Genomic DNA, 15,477 nt, shown 5'->3' on the forward strand with positions numbered 1-15,477 from the left:
TCTCTTCTCCTAGTCTAGCAAATGGATTTCGTAATTTGGCATCATTAACGTACCATCTTCTGCTTTCAGTATAATCGTCCCTTCACGTTGGACTACTTTCACTTTCCATCCGTTTTCCGTTTGCACCATCCGGTCTTCTCGCCCCATCGCTTTTGCAATCCACCCGAGCAGCGTTTTGCGAATATGCGAAGCAACGACCGGTAGCTCCTGAAGTACAATTTTTCCGTCGTTTATAAGCTGTGTGAGTTCTTCTTCCTCCTGTTGTTTCGCTGCTAAGTAGGCGGCCATCGTTTCCTCTTTTTCTTTCCGCCGATCAATCATTGCTTCTGGCTTTTTCTTTTCTCGGTAGTGGCGAACGCGCGGTTTTACGAGCCATTCTGCCGGCTGTTCCTCCCAAATATCGCGGTACATATTTTCCGTTGCATCGTTTTCGGCGACGATGTGCTTTGTATGAAAACAGCCGAACACAACCGCCGATAATTTATGCGCTTCTTCTATCGTTTCTAATGAAGAAAACCATTTCGCTAAATGCAAGTAATCTTTTTTTCGGCTGCGGAAGTGGTGATGACGTTCCCCTAAGCGCTGAACGACGCGCGTCATTCGCCGAATCGCTTCGTTTGTCTGCTTTTGTAAAAACGACAGTTCGCTTTCATGCCCGTTTCGTCCTAAAAACCATTCGCTTAAACTGCGCCACGTGTCTAATTTCTCTTCTACTAGCTGTTCACGCGAAAGAATCGCCCCTTCAAAGCGTGGAATGGCAAGCTGGTAAGCGACCACTTCCTCAATAAAACGGCGAACACCGTCCTCTGGCAAGTCTTCGAGCAGTTTTTCAATTTGCATCGACGTTTTTTGCAATGCGACGATAAAATCGCGCAAATAAGCGGTAAACTGTTCTTTATAGACGAGAAATGAATCAGACATCATCCGTTCTTCCATGTTTTCTCCGTTTAAATAGGCAATATAGTCGGCAGAATTTTGGATGATTTTTTTAAAATAATCAAACGTTTCTTCCCACACTTGATTCATTTCTTCCCTTTTTTCGGCAAATCCATCGTGGATAATCGATTCCATTCGGACAAGCGACGCATACAAGCGGTCAAACCGCGTTTTTTCGAGCGAGCCGCCAAACGTCTCCCCTAGCTGCTCAAGCGTGCGAATCATTCGTTCGATTTCAACCGTATATGGGCTGCATTGATAGCGAAACCGTTTCTTTTTAAATTCCTCAATCGTCCGAATATGACCCGTTTCTTGTCTAGCGATTAAGTTTCTCCATTTGACGAGCTGCTCTAGGTCTTGTTGCAACTCTTCTTCTGTATAATTTTGAAATTCATCGAATTGTTTTAAAAAAGCGTACACTTCTTCTGGAAACAAATATTGCCTCATTCGTTCGTGTTGCGTATAAAAATAGCGTAAAATCGCGCGGTACCGGTACGCGTTATCAACTACTAAATATTTCGCCTCCGTAATCGGCTTTAGCCATGACGTATCCATCTTGTGCTCCCCTTCTATCCTTCATCTACTATCATTGTAATCGATTCGCCAGCCGTTCTCTACTAAAACGTCGTTGGGAAAATGTGCTCGCCTATAAGAAGCTTGCTTAAAACACGAATATGTTCGCTAGTCATCCGCTGTCGATTCGTGTAAAATGGAAACGAAAAGGAGGTGAAAGGAATGGTAGAACAGCTGCTATACGAAATTCTTCATGAAGTAAAAGCAACTCGAGCAAAAGTCGAATCGCTGGAAAAACGAGTGGAAGCAGTCGAGCAAAGGGTGGAAGCTATTGAAAAAGAAGTATCTTCCTTACACCAACAAGTACAAGCACTGGACAAGAAAGTTCAAGCACTAGACGGAAAAGTGCAAGCACTAGATGGGAAAGTGCAGGCGCTAGATGGGAAAGTGCAAGCGCTGGATGAGAAAATACAGTTACTTGACGAACGAACACTTGAAACGAAAGCGATTTGTGAAGCGGTTCGTCACGGTCAAGAGGCGCTCGCCGCAAAATACGATGCACTCGCGCTCGATGTCCACAATATGCAAGGAAACATCACCCGCTTAACAAACATACTAGAAGAAAAGGTACTCCCTGCCCTCACCGACCACGAATCGAGCATCCAAGTATTAAACAATCGTGTATTTAAAGTCGAAAGCACTTTACAAAAGCTTGTACACCTATAAAAATAAAGCGGCATTGTCCGATGGCAATGCCGCTTTGTTATTATCGTTTATTAATTTCTTCAAGCAATAGCTTATTGACAAGCGGCGGGTTGGCTTGTCCTTTTGTTGCTTTCATAATTTGGCCGACTAAGAATCCGATCGCACGGTCTTTTCCGTTTTTGAAGTCTTCGATTGATTGTGGATTCGCATCGAGCACTTCTAACACAATGTTGCGCAACGTTGCTTCGTCAGAAATTTGTACAAGCCCTTGTTGTTTGACGATTTGTTCTGGATCGCCACCTTTTTCAACAAGCTCTTTAAAGATTTTCTTCGCAATTTTTGACGAAATCGTGCCGTTTTGAATGAGCTTAATCATGCCTGCAAGACTTTCTGGCGTTAACGCAATGTCGTGTAATTCTTTTTGTTCTGCGTTTAAATAAGCAGATACTTCAACCATGAGCCAGTTTGAAGCAAGCTTTGGATCCGCACCATTTGCAACCGTTGCCTCAAAAAAGTCTGCCATTTCTTTTGTCAGCGTTAATACTTTCGCATCATACTCTGGCAAACCAAGCTCTTCGACATATCGTTTTTGGCGCGCATCTGGAAGTTCTGGAATAGAAGCACGTACGCGTTCTTTCCACTCATCGTCAATATAAAGCATCACTAAATCTGGTTCTGGGAAGTAGCGATAGTCTTCTGAACCTTCTTTTGTGCGCATCAAAATCGTTGTTTTCGTCGCTTCGTCGAAACGGCGTGTTTCTTGCTGGATGACGCCGCCAGACAATAAAATTTTCTCTTGGCGCTTCGCTTCGTATTCTAATCCTTGGCGAACGAAGTTAAATGAGTTTAAGTTTTTCAATTCCGTTTTCGTTCCAAATTTGTCTGAGCCAATTGGACGAAGGGAAATGTTCGCATCACAACGAAGTGAGCCTTCTTCCATTTTACAATCGGATACACCTGTATATTGAATGATCGACTTTAATTTTTCTAAATACGCATACGCTTCTTCTGGCGAGCGAATATCTGGCTCAGAGACAATTTCAATAAGTGGCGTGCCTTGACGGTTGAAATCGACTAACGAATAACCGTCACCTGTATGCGTCAGCTTTCCTGCATCTTCTTCTAAATGAATGCGCGTAATGCCGATTTTTTTCTTTTTACCGTTCACTTCAATTTCAATCCAACCATTTTGTCCAATCGGTTGGTCGTACTGTGAAATTTGGTACGCTTTCGGGTTGTCCGGATAAAAATAGTTTTTCCGGTCAAATTTCGTTTCTGTTGCGATTTCGCAATTTAATGCCATCGCCGCTTTCATCGCATATTCGACCGCTTGTTTATTTAACACTGGAAGAACCCCCGGGTACCCTAAATCAATGACGCTCGTTTGTGTGTTTGGGGGCGCTCCGAATGCGTTTGGACTGCTTGAGAAAATTTTCGATTTCGTTTTCAGCTCGACGTGCACTTCAAGTCCGATGACGATTTCAAAGTTCATCACTTATTCCCCCCTTACAACGTTGGTTTTTGTTTATGATAATCTGTTGCTTGCTCGAACGCATGAGCGACGCGGTAAATTGTGCTTTCGTCAAAATGTTTGCCGATAATTTGAAGTCCTACAGGTAAACCATTGACAAATCCGCACGGAATCGAAATACCTGGAACACCAGCAAGGTTCACTGGGATCGTTAAAATGTCGTTTGCGTACATCGTTAACGGGTCGCTCGTTTTTTCACCAATTTTAAACGCTGGCGTTGGCGTTGTTGGTCCGATAATGACGTCGTATTTCTCAAAGACGTTTTCAAAGTCTTGTTTAATGAGCGTCCGCACTTTTTGCGCTTTTTTGTAGTACGCATCATAGTAGCCTGAACTTAATGCAAACGTTCCAAGCATAATGCGGCGTTTCACTTCATTACCGAATCCTTCGCTACGCGTTTGCTTGTACATCTCCATTAAATTTTTCGCATTATCTGTCCGATAGCCGTAACGCACACCGTCAAAACGAGCAAGGTTTGCCGATGCTTCGGAAGACGCTAATAAGTAGTATGTTGCTAGCGCATATTTTGAATGAGGGAGTGATACTTCTTCCCACGTTGCGCCGAGGCTTTCTAACACTTTTAGCGCTTGAAGAACAGATTGGCGAACTTCTTCTGATACACCTTCGCCTAAATATTCTTTCGGCACCGCAATTTTTAAACCTTGAATGTCACCTGTTAAGGCAGAAACGTAATCTGGTACATCGACATTTGCTGATGTCGAATCCATCGGATCTAAACCAGAAATGACTTGTAGTAAATATGCGTTATCTTCCACTGTGCGTGTAATTGGACCGATTTGGTCAAGCGAAGACGCAAACGCAACAAGTCCATAGCGCGATACGCGACCGTACGTCGGTTTCAAACCAACTACACCGCAAAACGCTGCTGGTTGACGAATCGAACCGCCTGTGTCTGATCCAAGCGCAAATGGCACTTCTCCTGCCGCTACTGCTGCTGCTGAGCCGCCGCTTGAACCACCTGGCACGCGTTCTAAATCCCACGGGTTGCGCGTGAGTTGAAAGCCGGAGTTTTCTGTCGATGATCCCATCGCAAACTCGTCCATATTTAATTTTCCGATCGTCACTGCGTCAGCTTCGTTTAAACGCTCTACAATCGTTGCATCGTAAATCGGGTCGAAGTTGTACAAAATTTTGCTGGCGCATGTCGTGCGCAGTCCTTTTGTGACAATGTTATCTTTAATGCCAATTGGCATCCCGAAGAGCAAACCAAATTCTTTCTCCGCAGCTAATTTTTCATCTAACTCTTTTGCTTTCGCGCGCGCTTGTTCTTCGTTTAACGTTAAAAACGCTTGTACTTTTTCTTCTACGTCATGAATGCGTTTAAACGATTCATCCACTAAATCTGAAACAGAAATTTCTTTTTTATGTAATAAACTGTGTAACTCAGATATGCGATAGTCAAACAATGACATATTCTTCCCTCCTTACTCTAAAATGGCTGGCACACGGAATTGTCCATCTTGATGGTCTGGTGCATTTTTCAATACGTCTTCTAGCGGAAGTCCAGCTGTTGGTACATCTTCTCGCATGACATTTTTCATGTTTAATACATGTGACGTTGGTGGAACATTTTCAGTATCTAGCTCATTTAACTGCTCCGCAAACGTAATAATCGCATCTAGTTGTTTCGCAAACATCGCTGCTTCTTCTTCTGTAATCGCTAAACGTGCTAAATGCGCCACATGTTTCACTTGCTCGATTGAAATTCGTGACATGCCTTTCACCTCCGATATTGTCGACCTTTCACAATACTATGATGATACCAAACTTTCGCGCAGTGAAGCAACATTTGCCATTCATTTTACTTACAGAAAAAATCATTCATTGACGAAAAAACGATGAACGTTGTAGAATGAAAAAAATTTTTAAAAAAACAACTCGTATAATTTCGGAAATATGGTCCGAAAGTTTCTACCAAACGACCGTAAATCGTTTGACTACGGGGATTTCTCCTCGTATCGAGTTGGAGAGGAGGAACATCTATGAAACGACTTGCTGTAGCTGCAAAACAACAATTAGCCGATGTTGTTGTAAAAAACGGAAAAATAATCAACGTCTTTACACATGAAATTGTCCAAGCGGACATTGCCATTGCCGATGGCAAAATTGTTGGTATCGGTGCATATGACGGGCAAACCGTCATTGACGCAAAAGGAAAATACGTATGTCCTGGACTTATTGACGGACACGTTCATATCGAATCGTCGATGGTCACCCCAAGAGAATTTGCTCGCGTCGTCGTCCCGCACGGCGTCACCACCGTTATTACTGATCCGCACGAAATTGCGAATGTCTCAGGGACAAAAGGCATTGAATTTATGCTAAACGACTCCAACGACATTCCGCTTGATGTATATGTCATGTTGCCATCATGCGTACCTGCAACCGATTTTGAACACTCTGGGGCGACATTGCACGCCGAACAGTTAGCACCGTTTTTTTCCCATCCGCGCGTGCTTGGACTTGCAGAAGTGATGGACTATCCGTCTATGCTACAAGGAAAACAACAAATGCTCGCAAAACTTTCCGCAGCCTATGCCGCAGGCAAACTAATTGACGGCCATTTAGCTGGTCTTGATGAGACAGCCGTGAACGTGTACCGAAGCGCAAATGTTCATACTGACCATGAATGTGTCACCGTAGATGAAGCGCTCACTCGCGTTCAACGTGGCATGTACGTTTTAATTCGCGAAGGGTCGGTCGCAAAAGATTTAAACAAACTCCTTCCAGCTGTCAATACGTATAACGCGCGTCGCTTTTTATTTTGCACAGATGATAAACATATTGATGAGCTTGTCAATGAAGGAAGTATTGATCATCATATTCGTCTAGCGATTCAAGCAGGCATCGAACCGATGACGGCGATTCAAATGGCGACATTAAATGCGGCAGAATGTTATCGTCTATACACAAAAGGCGCCATCGCCCCTGGGTACGACGCTGACTTTTTGTTTGTCGAAGATTTACAGTCTTTTTCCATTACACACGTCTATAAAAAGGGAACGCTCGTTGCTGAAAACGGACGCGCTGCCTTTTCTGTAGCGAAAGCAACTTCGATCGACAAAGCGATTACCCAATCGGTTCATGCCAAAAAGATAACAAAAGAAGATATACAAATTTCGTTTACACGCGGAAATCAAGCAAATGTCATTCAAGTTATTCCAAATCATTTGCATACGAAACGGCTCATCACAGAAGTGGATGTCAAAGATGGTTTCTTTCAACCGTCGATCGAGCAAGATTTACTAAAACTTGTTGTTGTCGAACGTCACCATGGGCTTGGGGTCGGTGTTGGCATCGTCAACGGCTTTCAACTAAAAAAAGGAGCGATTGCTTCATCAATTGCCCATGATTCGCATAATATCATTGCTACTGGAACGAACGATGACGACATCATCACTGCAATTGAACATATTCAACACATAAACGGTGGACTTGTCGTTGTCGAAGATGGACGCGTTTTAGGAGACTTGCCGCTTGAAATCAGTGGACTCATGACAGCAAAAAGTTATGAAGAAGTATTAAAACAATTACAAACTATACACAATGCTTTAATCGCCATTGGAGCATCAAGCGAATTCAACCCATTTATTACGCTCGCCTTTTTAGCGTTGCCGGTCATTCCAGAGCTCAAGCTAACTGACCAAGGTTTATTTGACGTTTCGTTGTTCCAATTTATTGATGTGGAAGTATAGGGGGATTTTTTATCCCCTTTTTTTGTCGAATAATGTTATAATATGGTTGTATGCAAAGGAGGTGAGAAGATGAGCGAGCAATTATTGGAGAAAATTTTACTCGTCGTCACGGACATTCAAAAAGAGTTGCAGGACATTCGAAAAGAACAACGAGCTATTCGCGAAGAACAACGAGCCATTCGTGAAGAACAACGAGCCATTCGTGAAGAGCAAATGGCTATTCGTGAAGAGCACAAAACATTCCGTGAAGAAATAAACTCGTTGCGGGAGGAAATGAATGCATTCCGCAAAGAGCAACAGCTCATTCGCGAAGAACAACAAGCATTAAAAAATGGACAAAAAGAGCTCTACGATCTTATGAATGCTCTTCTCCATCGTCAAGACGAAACGGATGCGAAACTGGAAGCTTTAACGATGGACGTCCATCATATGCGCGGTGAAATGACAGCAATGAAGCAAGAAATCCACGCACTAAACGAAAAAATTGACTCCCACTACAAACAATTCAACGAACGTCTCAACAACCTCCAACTTGACGTTGATTTCACTGTTCATAAAACAACGATGACGGAACGCGAACTTTTCAAAATGAGAAATCGGCTATTTTCATAGAGAGGGCATTTCCCTCTCTATGAAATTCGATTTATATACTTCTCTCATCTAAAGGTAACATCGCTTGCAGAAATGAATTAAATAATCCCCAACACACCTACATTGCCTCTAATGTAATCGAGCACATAGTCTTCTCCCTACATAATATCCCAGTGCTCCCATATAAATCGGGGCTGCAAAACCAAAAGGAGGATAAAAAGGAAGCGACGTAATCGTTGCGATCCCTAAAACAACCGCCCAATCCCATTTAAATCCCCATTTTTCATCGATAAAAGAAATGAGCGCCTCTGTTACCGCACATATAAACGGAACAGCTAGTACTGCAATTGGAAAAATGGCAATAAAGAAAGAAAAAGTGCTAAATAATGAGAGCGAAAGGGCAAACGTGACAAACGCCAACAAAACTCCTATTAAAAATTTTTTCACTTATACTATCCCCTTTTAATATAAAATTACTTACTCACTGCGATTTTCTTATTGGGGTACAAAGGAAATAAATAATTGACATTTGTACCTGCAGCATCAGGATTAAATTGATACAGAGTTTTCCATGTTCCACCATTATCCGATCTATAAATTTCATGCCAAGGATACTGGTCATGACTACCATTAATATAAGTAACTCCACTTTTTTGAATATTTAAACTATAGCTGTAATCAATATTCGGTGGGACATCCATGCGAAACGGCAATCCAACAGAATGGGAAATTTGAAATTGTGCTTCACTGGATGTAATCCATTCCTTTACAGCCGTTATACCTGATGTCCCAGCATTTTTTCTTGCCAATTCCGTTGAACCACATGTACCATTATCATTTTTATTATAGCGAATAGAATCGCTTGTGTATTTTGAAAATCCATAAGTCCTATCTTGCCAATAAATCGAGAGATCGACTCGAGTACGATAAGTGCTAGCAGAAGCAGAAAAGTCACGATTGTCTCCCCCATAGCAGTAACCATCTGGTGCGGATATTTTAGCGGGCTTAATAAATGTTGGTATTATGTCAAGAAAATGGACACGTAAAATCGAGAAAAACTTTAAAACCCTACTACCGCACTTCGTTTGGTGGCCTCTTGAGAAGGAAAACGGTTTGGTAAACCCTTCCCCTCCTCAAGAGGAAAGATGCCCCTTATATCGTGACTTTGTGGAGAGAAGAGTTCACTGCTTTTTGCCTTGCTGATACATCTTCTCATATGCCATCGGAGACATGTACTCATTAGCGGAATGAATTCGCTCGGCATTATAAAAACACTCAATATATTCAAAAATCCGATGTTTGGCCTCTTCCCTTGTTGCAAAGGTCTCGTGAAAAATCAGTTCCTTTTTGATGATGCTGTGAAACGATTCCGCACATGCGTTATCATAGCAGTTTCCTTTTCGACTCATGCTGGTTTGCATTCCGTGCTGTCGTAAGATGGCTTGATACTCGTTCGATGCATATTGGCTCCCTTGATCCGAATGGTGAATCAGACCTGGTTGAGGCTTTCTCTCGTCGATGGCTCGGTTTAACGCTTTGATCACTAACTCTTTTGTCATTCGCTCGGAAAGACACCAGCCAACGATTTTACGAGAAAACAAATCCATGACCGAAGCTAAATACAGCCATCCTTCTTTCGTCCAAATATACGTGATATCCGCCACCCATACTTGATTCGGCTCATCTGCTTCAAACTGCTGATTCAATAAGTTAGGATACACAGGCAAATGATGCTGCGAGTTTGTAGTTGCCTTATATTTTTTCTTTGTTTTTGAACGAATATCACCATCTTTCATGATTCTGGCGACCGTTTTTTGAGGTACCTTAACCCCTTGTTTCGGAAGGATTTTTGTGATTTTTGGACTGCCATACGTTTCTCTTGACTCGATATGAATCTTTTTGATTTGCTTTTTCAATGCTTCCTTTCTTTTCTTTTGTTGACTTTCTGGTCGTTTGGCCCATGCATAGTATCCACTTCTTGAAACGCCTAAGACTTCACACATCTTCGCCACGCGAAACTCCTTTCTATGCGTATGAATAAATGCATAAATTACTTCTGGTTTTTGGCGAAGATGCTCATGGCCTTTTTTAAGATCGCGTTTTCCTCCTCCAGATCCCGAATACGTTTTTGAAGTTCACGCTTTTCACGATCTTCTGGCTTGAGGTTTCCACTCCCGACAAAGCTATGCTCAGCATCTTTTTTATAATCTGCTACCCATTTATGAAGCGTTTTTGGCGAAATATCGAGTTGTCTTGCGGTTTGAGCGACCGCCTTTCCTTCCTCAACCACTAATTTTACTGCATGTATTTTGAATTCTTTATCAAAACGTCTTGTCATTATAGACACTCCTCATCATTGATAGATTTACTGTACATTTCTCTATTCGTTGTGTCTATAATCTAGACTAACATCAGATAAACCCTTCGCTGTGCCAAGGAGAACATGGAATATCGGAGCGAAGCGAGGATATGCCGCGAAAGCTCCTTGACACACCTGTTCCTTGACAACATGAAGGCGACCGGCAGGAGACTTGTCGGACTTACCTACCATACGTCCAGTCTCCGGTCCATGTTTTCTATCAAAGGGGAATTTACACAATAATTTGGACTTGACCAAAAACCCAAATTGCCTCGTCAGGTAGATATTAGAGTTTTCCCATGCATGAATAATATTGTTCGTTTTCGGATTTTTCTTATTATATATGTAAATCAGTAATTTTAGATGTTCTTACATATATAAATTTCAAAAAAAGAGACTCCTGCTTTATTTTATATTGCAGGTGTCTCCATCACAGTTATTAACCGGAATAATTATTCTGGTTTTAGCTATATAATTGTAGAGTTTATGACCAAAAACAAAGTAGCTTGATAATTTTAAAGGTAACCAAAATAACATCATCAACGGAAGTCTTGCTGAAATAGAAGCGATTGCGTCAATACCTTTTGTGATTTTTCCTGTTTCTAAGTTTATACAATACATTTCTTTTTCAAGGTCAGTGATAGGTATATTTAAATTATTTTCTTCTCTAATACTCTCTAGTTCAATAAGGTTAAACCAATCTAGCTTATGAATATTTTCTTTAACTCTCATACAGATTGGACACCAGCTATCATACAATACTAAGATTTTACTCACCTTATGCTACTCCTTTTTTTAAAATTTTCACATCTTATGTTTATAATAAGGGGTGATATCAAAATCATCAAATTAATTAATTTCGAAAGGATTTGAATATTCAAATACACTCATCGCGCTTTACGTCTCGTTATTTTTAGCATTTTTTATACCTATAATATTGTTGATTCACGAGAACGCGATTGTTCAATTATATTGGGTAATAACATACACTGTAGGAATACGCCAACAAAAGCAAGCACCACAAAAAACAACCAACAGAAGGAAATATTTCTTGTTAATAAATATCCTACAATGAAGGGACCGATCGCGTTACTGATTCCATAGAGGAGCTGATAACTCGAAATGCTTTTCCCTCTTTTCTCAGCCGGACCAATTTCCCCCACAATTGTTGCAGACGCTGGATAAAAAAGTTGTTCTCCACAACTAAAGAGAAGAATTCCGACGAAAAGAAGTGGAACAAAAAAGTTCAAGTGTGCAGATGCTAAAAATGTACTTCCTAAGAAAATGATATAAGATAAGCCTAAAACAACCGAACCGACGATTATTTTTTGCAAATCGTTCAAGCGATGTGTAAAAAACAACAGCGGAACCTGAAGGACAATAACGGAAAGGCTGTTTACTGTAAATAACAAACCAGAAATCCAGCTAAGGTCTGGACTTATCTCCTTTATAAAAGCAGGCATTGCGAAAACTAAAACAACGTACATAAAGGTCATCGGAGCAACTGCTACCAAAAAACGCATTAAGTTTGAGTCGTATGAAAAACGAATAGCCCAAACCTTTTTGGAAATCGGCTCTTTTTTTATAATTGATTGGTTGCGCAACGGAATTTTTGCAATCAACACGGCTGCAATAAGAAAACTGAATGCATCTATGAATATTAACGTCCCATAAGCAAATGGTGTATTAAATATTGCTATGATACCTGTACCTATGAGCATTCCTAAAGAATTCCCCAAATTCCGTAAACTTCGAGAACTTCCAAACCACATCGTTCTATTCTCGCTGGAGACAAGTTGTGAGATGATCGTTTGGTTCACAACTGGCCATGCCCGCTGTCCCCAGACAACAATGGTCGCTGCGATTGTCAATCCCCAAATATTATGGAATATCAAATATCCAAGAGTTCCGATTCCTCGTAACCAAAAACTTGCAAGAGCAGCAGGCTTTGCACCTAATCGATCCACGATTACACCGCAGACAGGTATGGCCAGTAATCCAGCCAATGCACTAATCGATAGCATTTGACCTACTTGCTCCAACGAAAGACCACTCGTCTTTAGAAAAAAAAGAACTAAAAATGGCATGGTTAACCCCGATCCGAACGAATCTAGAAACAATGCCCCTAGAAAGGGCGCACTCCAAGGTTGTGAATGAACTACTTTCTTTATTTTCGAATATTGAGAAACTAGCAACTTCATGACATCTACACCTTACCCTAGTAACTTTTGTTCAGCTGTAGAAGAAAGAGCTTTTGGCAGGGCAATTTTAAAATCTGCCGGTACGTTTTCACTTAGCTCAATGCCGGCGCGAGCATATGGACCTATTTCATCTTTTTGTCCAGCTCCTGTTACATACATGGCCACTTCATGTACTCCGTCAATACCGAGTTTTGATTCTACTAAACTTTCCTTAAAAGCTGCCGTCGTGAAAACGCCTAAATTATGTGCTGTTCCCGCTAACAAAAAGTTTTGCGCGTAGTGAGCGGTTTCATAATGCATAAGTCGATAAATGCGTGCGCCTTTGTATTTCCATTTAATTCGATCTATAACACTTGTATAAAAAACTGTAACGGATGCATCCAGAAAGTAGTCTTGGCCATACAATGCTTCACCCAAAAATGATTTAACATCATCCATCTTAGAAAGAAGATGCAGGGCGTGATGTTTTTGACAATAATGATAAATGCCTCTTTCCAGACCTTCACAATTATTTATGACTGGATATAATTCCGTTGCATGCCGACCTCCAGGCGAAGGAGCGACCTTCTTTGCAACCCGTCCAAAGAACCGAGTCGAATTTGTGAAGAGGATTCCGCCTGTATAATACAGAAGATCGGAAAGTTCTTGTAGCTTGATTGATTCCGGCAAAAAGTTTCGATAGGTTCTTCGAAGTGTTAAAGCATCGGAAATGGTCATATTTGATAAGGTACTAGGTTTAGGCAAAGTGATATTTGATTTTTCACAGTTACATTTATATGTAGGGGGAGGTGATTCGGATGATTCCATAAATTCCTCACCCACTTCATCGGACGACTTATAATTGGCATCACGGCTTTCAAGATGGACAAACCAAGTGGATTCTCCCCACTCTGCCCATTCCATAACTATTTCTGAGGTTTGTGATTGTTTTTGTTCGTTTGCGGAAATGAGAACACCGACATCAATCAACTTATTAACAATAGCTTGTATTGTGTTTTTGGAGATGGTCTTCTCTAGCCTATGTAAAGTCTCTTCTGGGTTCCCTGTGAATGCAGAGACGACACTCATGACTTTCGAGTCAACTTCGAAACGACGATGTTGCGATGGTATCCTCAATTGAGGCTTCCTGTTGACGTAAGTAATAACCAAGTCTGGTGCTAGTTTGTATTTATAAATATCTTCCATTGACTCCTTTTCCCCTTTTCGTTAGCTATGGTCTCCTATAGGGAGACGAATCTCGATTCCTTCAGGCAGTACTTGTTCATATTCAATATCTGATCGCGTAGTCTTATCAAACACAATATGGCCCATACCGGAGACGTACATCGCAACTTCGTGAATCCCACAAATCCCCAATTTCTCTTCTATAACACTATCCTTGAAAGCTGCAGTAACAAAACTACCCAAATCAAGAGCAGTACAGATAAGTAAAAAGTTTTGCGCGTAATGGCCTGTTTCTAGATGCATGAGCCGATAGGCTCTACTGGTATTATACTTCCATTTTAAACGATCTATAACACTTGTATAAAAAACTGTAACTGCGGCATTCAGGAAATAATCTTGCCCATATAGGACATCGTATAGAAATGGCTTCACGTCTTCTTCTGCCTCAATAAGATGTAAAGCGTGGTGTTTTTGACAGTAATGGTACACACCGCTTCGTAAACCTTCACATGCATTCACAATCGGATATAACTCTATTGAATGTCGTCCACCCGGAGAGGGAGAGGGCTTTTTGGCTACGATTCCATAGGAGTGTGTGTCATTTGTGAAAAGAATCCCCCCGTGTAAAATAGAACATCGGCTAAGTTTTGTAGTGAAATTGGTTCTTCAGAAAAACGTCGACAGGATCTACGTTTCATAAAAGAATTGACCAAAGTTTGATCTAAAAGTTTACTAGGAGTCGGTAGTTTTATGCTAGATGTTGTGCAGTTGCACTTGAAATATTGTGGTGCAGGAGATCTTTTTTTTCTGAATTCTTCAACATTTTTCAATCTACCTTCTTCAGTGGTTTCAAATTTTGAATCTTTTGTTTGTAGATGAAGGAACCAAGATGATTCATCCCAATCTTGCCATTCCTCTACGATTTGCTCAATGGTCAAATTGTAATCTGTTTCCTTGTCGATGAGAATTCCATTTTTGACCAAGTGTTCGACAATACTTGTTATCATTGATTCTGAAAAAATCGGTTGTAAGCTTGTGTCTTCACTCGAAAACATGGAGATAATCTCGCATACCTTCCAATCAACTTTAAAAGTGCGTTTTACAGAAGGTATATACATGCACCTTAAAACCATGACTTCTGTATGAACCCCTTTTTTCATGGCTATACTGCTCCTACATACTCATGTGTAAAAGGAGCGGAATTGGCATGAAACGTTTGAAAATCACAAATGATCACGGTTGGACGCCTCGAACCCTTCGAAAACAAGAACGGAAAATCAAAGATGCTTCTCTTCGTGTTCGGGTGACCGCTGTTCGTCTTGTCATGGAAGGTCATCTCGGTAAAGATGTGGCCAAAATGGTCAATCTGTGCCGTCAATCCGTTGCCATCTACGTTGCACGGTTTAATCAAGGTGGGCTCGATCATCTACTCGATCGCCGGTTGCCGCCTGGCCGTGTGCCGTTTCTTACGGAAGAACAACAACAAGAAATTAGACAACTCGTGTTAACCACCACACCTGTGGATGCTGGCTGGGGCATCGCTTCATCATGGAATACGCGCATTTTACAATCTTACATCCAACATACCTATGGCGTTTCGATGTCACGTGAAGGTATTCGTAAGTTGTTGCATCGTCTTCGTTTGTCATGGACACGTCCGACTTACAAGCTAGTCAAAGGAGACGCCAAGCGTCAAGCTGCCTTTCAAAAAGAACTTGAATTTATAAAAAAAAACTAATTACCGAGAATGTCACGCTGTTT

At 41.3% G+C, this 15,477-nt stretch carries 16 protein-coding genes and 1 riboswitch; of the genes, 4 read left to right on the forward strand and 12 right to left on the reverse strand.

Annotation, left to right across the window (positions count from 1 at the left end; all coding sequences use genetic code 11):
* Positions 1-9: 9 nt before the first annotated feature.
* Positions 10-1,491 carry a TIGR02677 family protein gene (locus tag HNQ84_RS07720; protein ID WP_435621725.1) on the reverse strand — a complete coding sequence of 494 codons (1,482 nt, stop codon included), beginning with the start codon at positions 1,489-1,491 and terminating at the stop codon, positions 10-12.
* Between the two features lie 180 nt (positions 1,492-1,671).
* On the opposite strand from HNQ84_RS07720, the gene HNQ84_RS07725 reads away from it, so the two are divergent.
* Positions 1,672-2,175 (forward strand): hypothetical protein, encoded by a 504-nt coding sequence (locus HNQ84_RS07725; protein WP_435621726.1) that lies wholly within the window; start codon positions 1,672-1,674, stop codon positions 2,173-2,175.
* Positions 2,176-2,215: 40 nt separating this feature from the next.
* On the opposite strand, the gene gatB is transcribed toward HNQ84_RS07725, so the two are convergent.
* From gatB to gatC, 3 genes are read right to left on the reverse strand one after another with little or no spacing between them, the layout of a single operon-like run.
* Positions 2,216-3,646 (reverse strand): Asp-tRNA(Asn)/Glu-tRNA(Gln) amidotransferase subunit GatB, encoded by a 1,431-nt coding sequence (gene gatB / locus HNQ84_RS07730; protein WP_435621741.1) that lies wholly within the window; start codon positions 3,644-3,646, stop codon positions 2,216-2,218.
* Between the two features lie 14 nt (positions 3,647-3,660).
* Positions 3,661-5,118 carry an Asp-tRNA(Asn)/Glu-tRNA(Gln) amidotransferase subunit GatA gene (gene gatA / locus HNQ84_RS07735; protein WP_435621727.1) on the reverse strand — a complete coding sequence of 486 codons (1,458 nt, stop codon included), beginning with the start codon at positions 5,116-5,118 and terminating at the stop codon, positions 3,661-3,663.
* Positions 5,119-5,130: 12 nt separating this feature from the next.
* Positions 5,131-5,421: an Asp-tRNA(Asn)/Glu-tRNA(Gln) amidotransferase subunit GatC gene (gene gatC, locus HNQ84_RS07740; RefSeq protein WP_009360719.1), complete on the reverse strand. Its 291-nt coding sequence runs from the start codon at positions 5,419-5,421 to the stop codon at positions 5,131-5,133.
* Positions 5,422-5,564: 143 nt separating this feature from the next.
* A riboswitch (purine riboswitch) is annotated at positions 5,565-5,666 on the forward strand.
* A gap of 22 nt (positions 5,667-5,688) precedes the next feature.
* Between gatC and ade the strand changes: the two genes are divergently transcribed.
* Both ade and HNQ84_RS07750 read left to right on the forward strand, forming a co-directional pair.
* Positions 5,689-7,401 carry an adenine deaminase gene (gene ade / locus HNQ84_RS07745; protein WP_435621728.1) on the forward strand — a complete coding sequence of 571 codons (1,713 nt, stop codon included), beginning with the start codon at positions 5,689-5,691 and terminating at the stop codon, positions 7,399-7,401.
* A 42-nt stretch (positions 7,402-7,443) separates the two neighbouring features.
* Entirely contained in the window at positions 7,444-8,013 is a 570-nt protein-coding gene (locus tag HNQ84_RS07750) for a hypothetical protein (RefSeq protein ID WP_435621729.1), read from the forward strand.
* A gap of 108 nt (positions 8,014-8,121) precedes the next feature.
* Here HNQ84_RS07750 and HNQ84_RS07755 read toward each other — a convergent pair whose 3' ends face one another.
* From HNQ84_RS07755 to HNQ84_RS07790, 8 genes are all read right to left on the reverse strand, one after another.
* A complete protein-coding gene (locus HNQ84_RS07755; protein WP_435621730.1) occupies positions 8,122-8,439 on the reverse strand; it encodes a hypothetical protein in 318 nt (105 codons plus the stop codon).
* A 26-nt stretch (positions 8,440-8,465) separates the two neighbouring features.
* Entirely contained in the window at positions 8,466-9,041 is a 576-nt protein-coding gene (locus HNQ84_RS07760; protein WP_435621742.1) for a DUF3238 domain-containing protein, read from the reverse strand.
* Between the two features lie 132 nt (positions 9,042-9,173).
* A protein-coding gene (locus HNQ84_RS07765) for an IS3 family transposase (RefSeq protein WP_435621731.1) occupies positions 9,174-10,330 on the reverse strand; the annotation gives its coding sequence in 2 pieces (ribosomal slippage) (positions 9,174-10,075 and positions 10,075-10,330; 1,158 coding nt in all).
* A 426-nt stretch (positions 10,331-10,756) separates the two neighbouring features.
* Positions 10,757-11,128: a thiol-disulfide oxidoreductase DCC family protein gene (locus HNQ84_RS07770; RefSeq protein WP_021096031.1), complete on the reverse strand. Its 372-nt coding sequence runs from the start codon at positions 11,126-11,128 to the stop codon at positions 10,757-10,759.
* 152 nt (positions 11,129-11,280) lie between these two features.
* Positions 11,281-12,552, reverse strand: coding sequence for an MFS transporter (locus tag HNQ84_RS07775; RefSeq protein ID WP_021096032.1), 1,272 nt, complete (start codon positions 12,550-12,552; stop codon positions 11,281-11,283).
* A gap of 12 nt (positions 12,553-12,564) precedes the next feature.
* Positions 12,565-13,737, reverse strand: coding sequence for a SagB/ThcOx family dehydrogenase (locus HNQ84_RS07780; protein ID WP_183248940.1), 1,173 nt, complete (start codon positions 13,735-13,737; stop codon positions 12,565-12,567).
* A 21-nt stretch (positions 13,738-13,758) separates the two neighbouring features.
* Positions 13,759-14,346, reverse strand: a complete 588-nt coding sequence (locus HNQ84_RS07785; protein WP_435621743.1) for a SagB/ThcOx family dehydrogenase — start codon at positions 14,344-14,346, stop codon at positions 13,759-13,761.
* On the reverse strand, positions 14,292-14,876 hold the full coding sequence (locus HNQ84_RS07790) for a hypothetical protein (RefSeq protein WP_435621732.1): 585 nt from the start codon (positions 14,874-14,876) through the stop codon (positions 14,292-14,294). Before HNQ84_RS07790 ends, HNQ84_RS07785 begins: the two co-directional genes overlap by 55 nt.
* A gap of 47 nt (positions 14,877-14,923) precedes the next feature.
* On the opposite strand from HNQ84_RS07790, the gene HNQ84_RS07795 reads away from it, so the two are divergent.
* Entirely contained in the window at positions 14,924-15,454 is a 531-nt protein-coding gene (locus HNQ84_RS07795; RefSeq protein WP_055440751.1) for a helix-turn-helix domain-containing protein, read from the forward strand.
* The last annotated feature ends 23 nt before the right edge of the window (positions 15,455-15,477 follow it).

This window comes from Anoxybacillus eryuanensis (genome assembly GCF_051200995.1).
Classification (GTDB): Bacteria; Bacillota; Bacilli; order Bacillales; family Anoxybacillaceae; genus Anoxybacillus; species Anoxybacillus tengchongensis.

Bases quoted from the DNA above. Each gene is read 5' to 3' on its own strand.
- HNQ84_RS07775 (WP_021096032.1), bottom strand. From the start codon at position 12,552: ATGAAGTTGCTAGTTTCTCAATATTCGAAAATAAAGAAAGTAGTTCAT.
- HNQ84_RS07790 (WP_435621732.1), bottom strand. From the start codon at position 14,876: ATGAAAAAAGGGGTTCATACAGAAGTCATGGTTTTAAGGTGCATGTAT.
- HNQ84_RS07725 (WP_435621726.1), top strand. From the start codon at position 1,672: ATGGTAGAACAGCTGCTATACGAAATTCTTCATGAAGTAAAAGCAACT.
- HNQ84_RS07780 (WP_183248940.1), bottom strand. From the start codon at position 13,737: ATGGAAGATATTTATAAATACAAACTAGCACCAGACTTGGTTATTACT.
- HNQ84_RS07795 (WP_055440751.1), top strand. From the start codon at position 14,924: ATGAAACGTTTGAAAATCACAAATGATCACGGTTGGACGCCTCGAACC.
- HNQ84_RS07720 (WP_435621725.1), bottom strand. From the start codon at position 1,491: ATGGATACGTCATGGCTAAAGCCGATTACGGAGGCGAAATATTTAGTA.
- gatC (WP_009360719.1), bottom strand. From the start codon at position 5,421: ATGTCACGAATTTCAATCGAGCAAGTGAAACATGTGGCGCATTTAGCA.
- gatB (WP_435621741.1), bottom strand. From the start codon at position 3,646: ATGAACTTTGAAATCGTCATCGGACTTGAAGTGCACGTCGAGCTGAAA.
- ade (WP_435621728.1), top strand. From the start codon at position 5,689: ATGAAACGACTTGCTGTAGCTGCAAAACAACAATTAGCCGATGTTGTT.
- gatA (WP_435621727.1), bottom strand. From the start codon at position 5,118: ATGTCATTGTTTGACTATCGCATATCTGAGTTACACAGTTTATTACAT.
- HNQ84_RS07750 (WP_435621729.1), top strand. From the start codon at position 7,444: ATGGTTGTATGCAAAGGAGGTGAGAAGATGAGCGAGCAATTATTGGAG.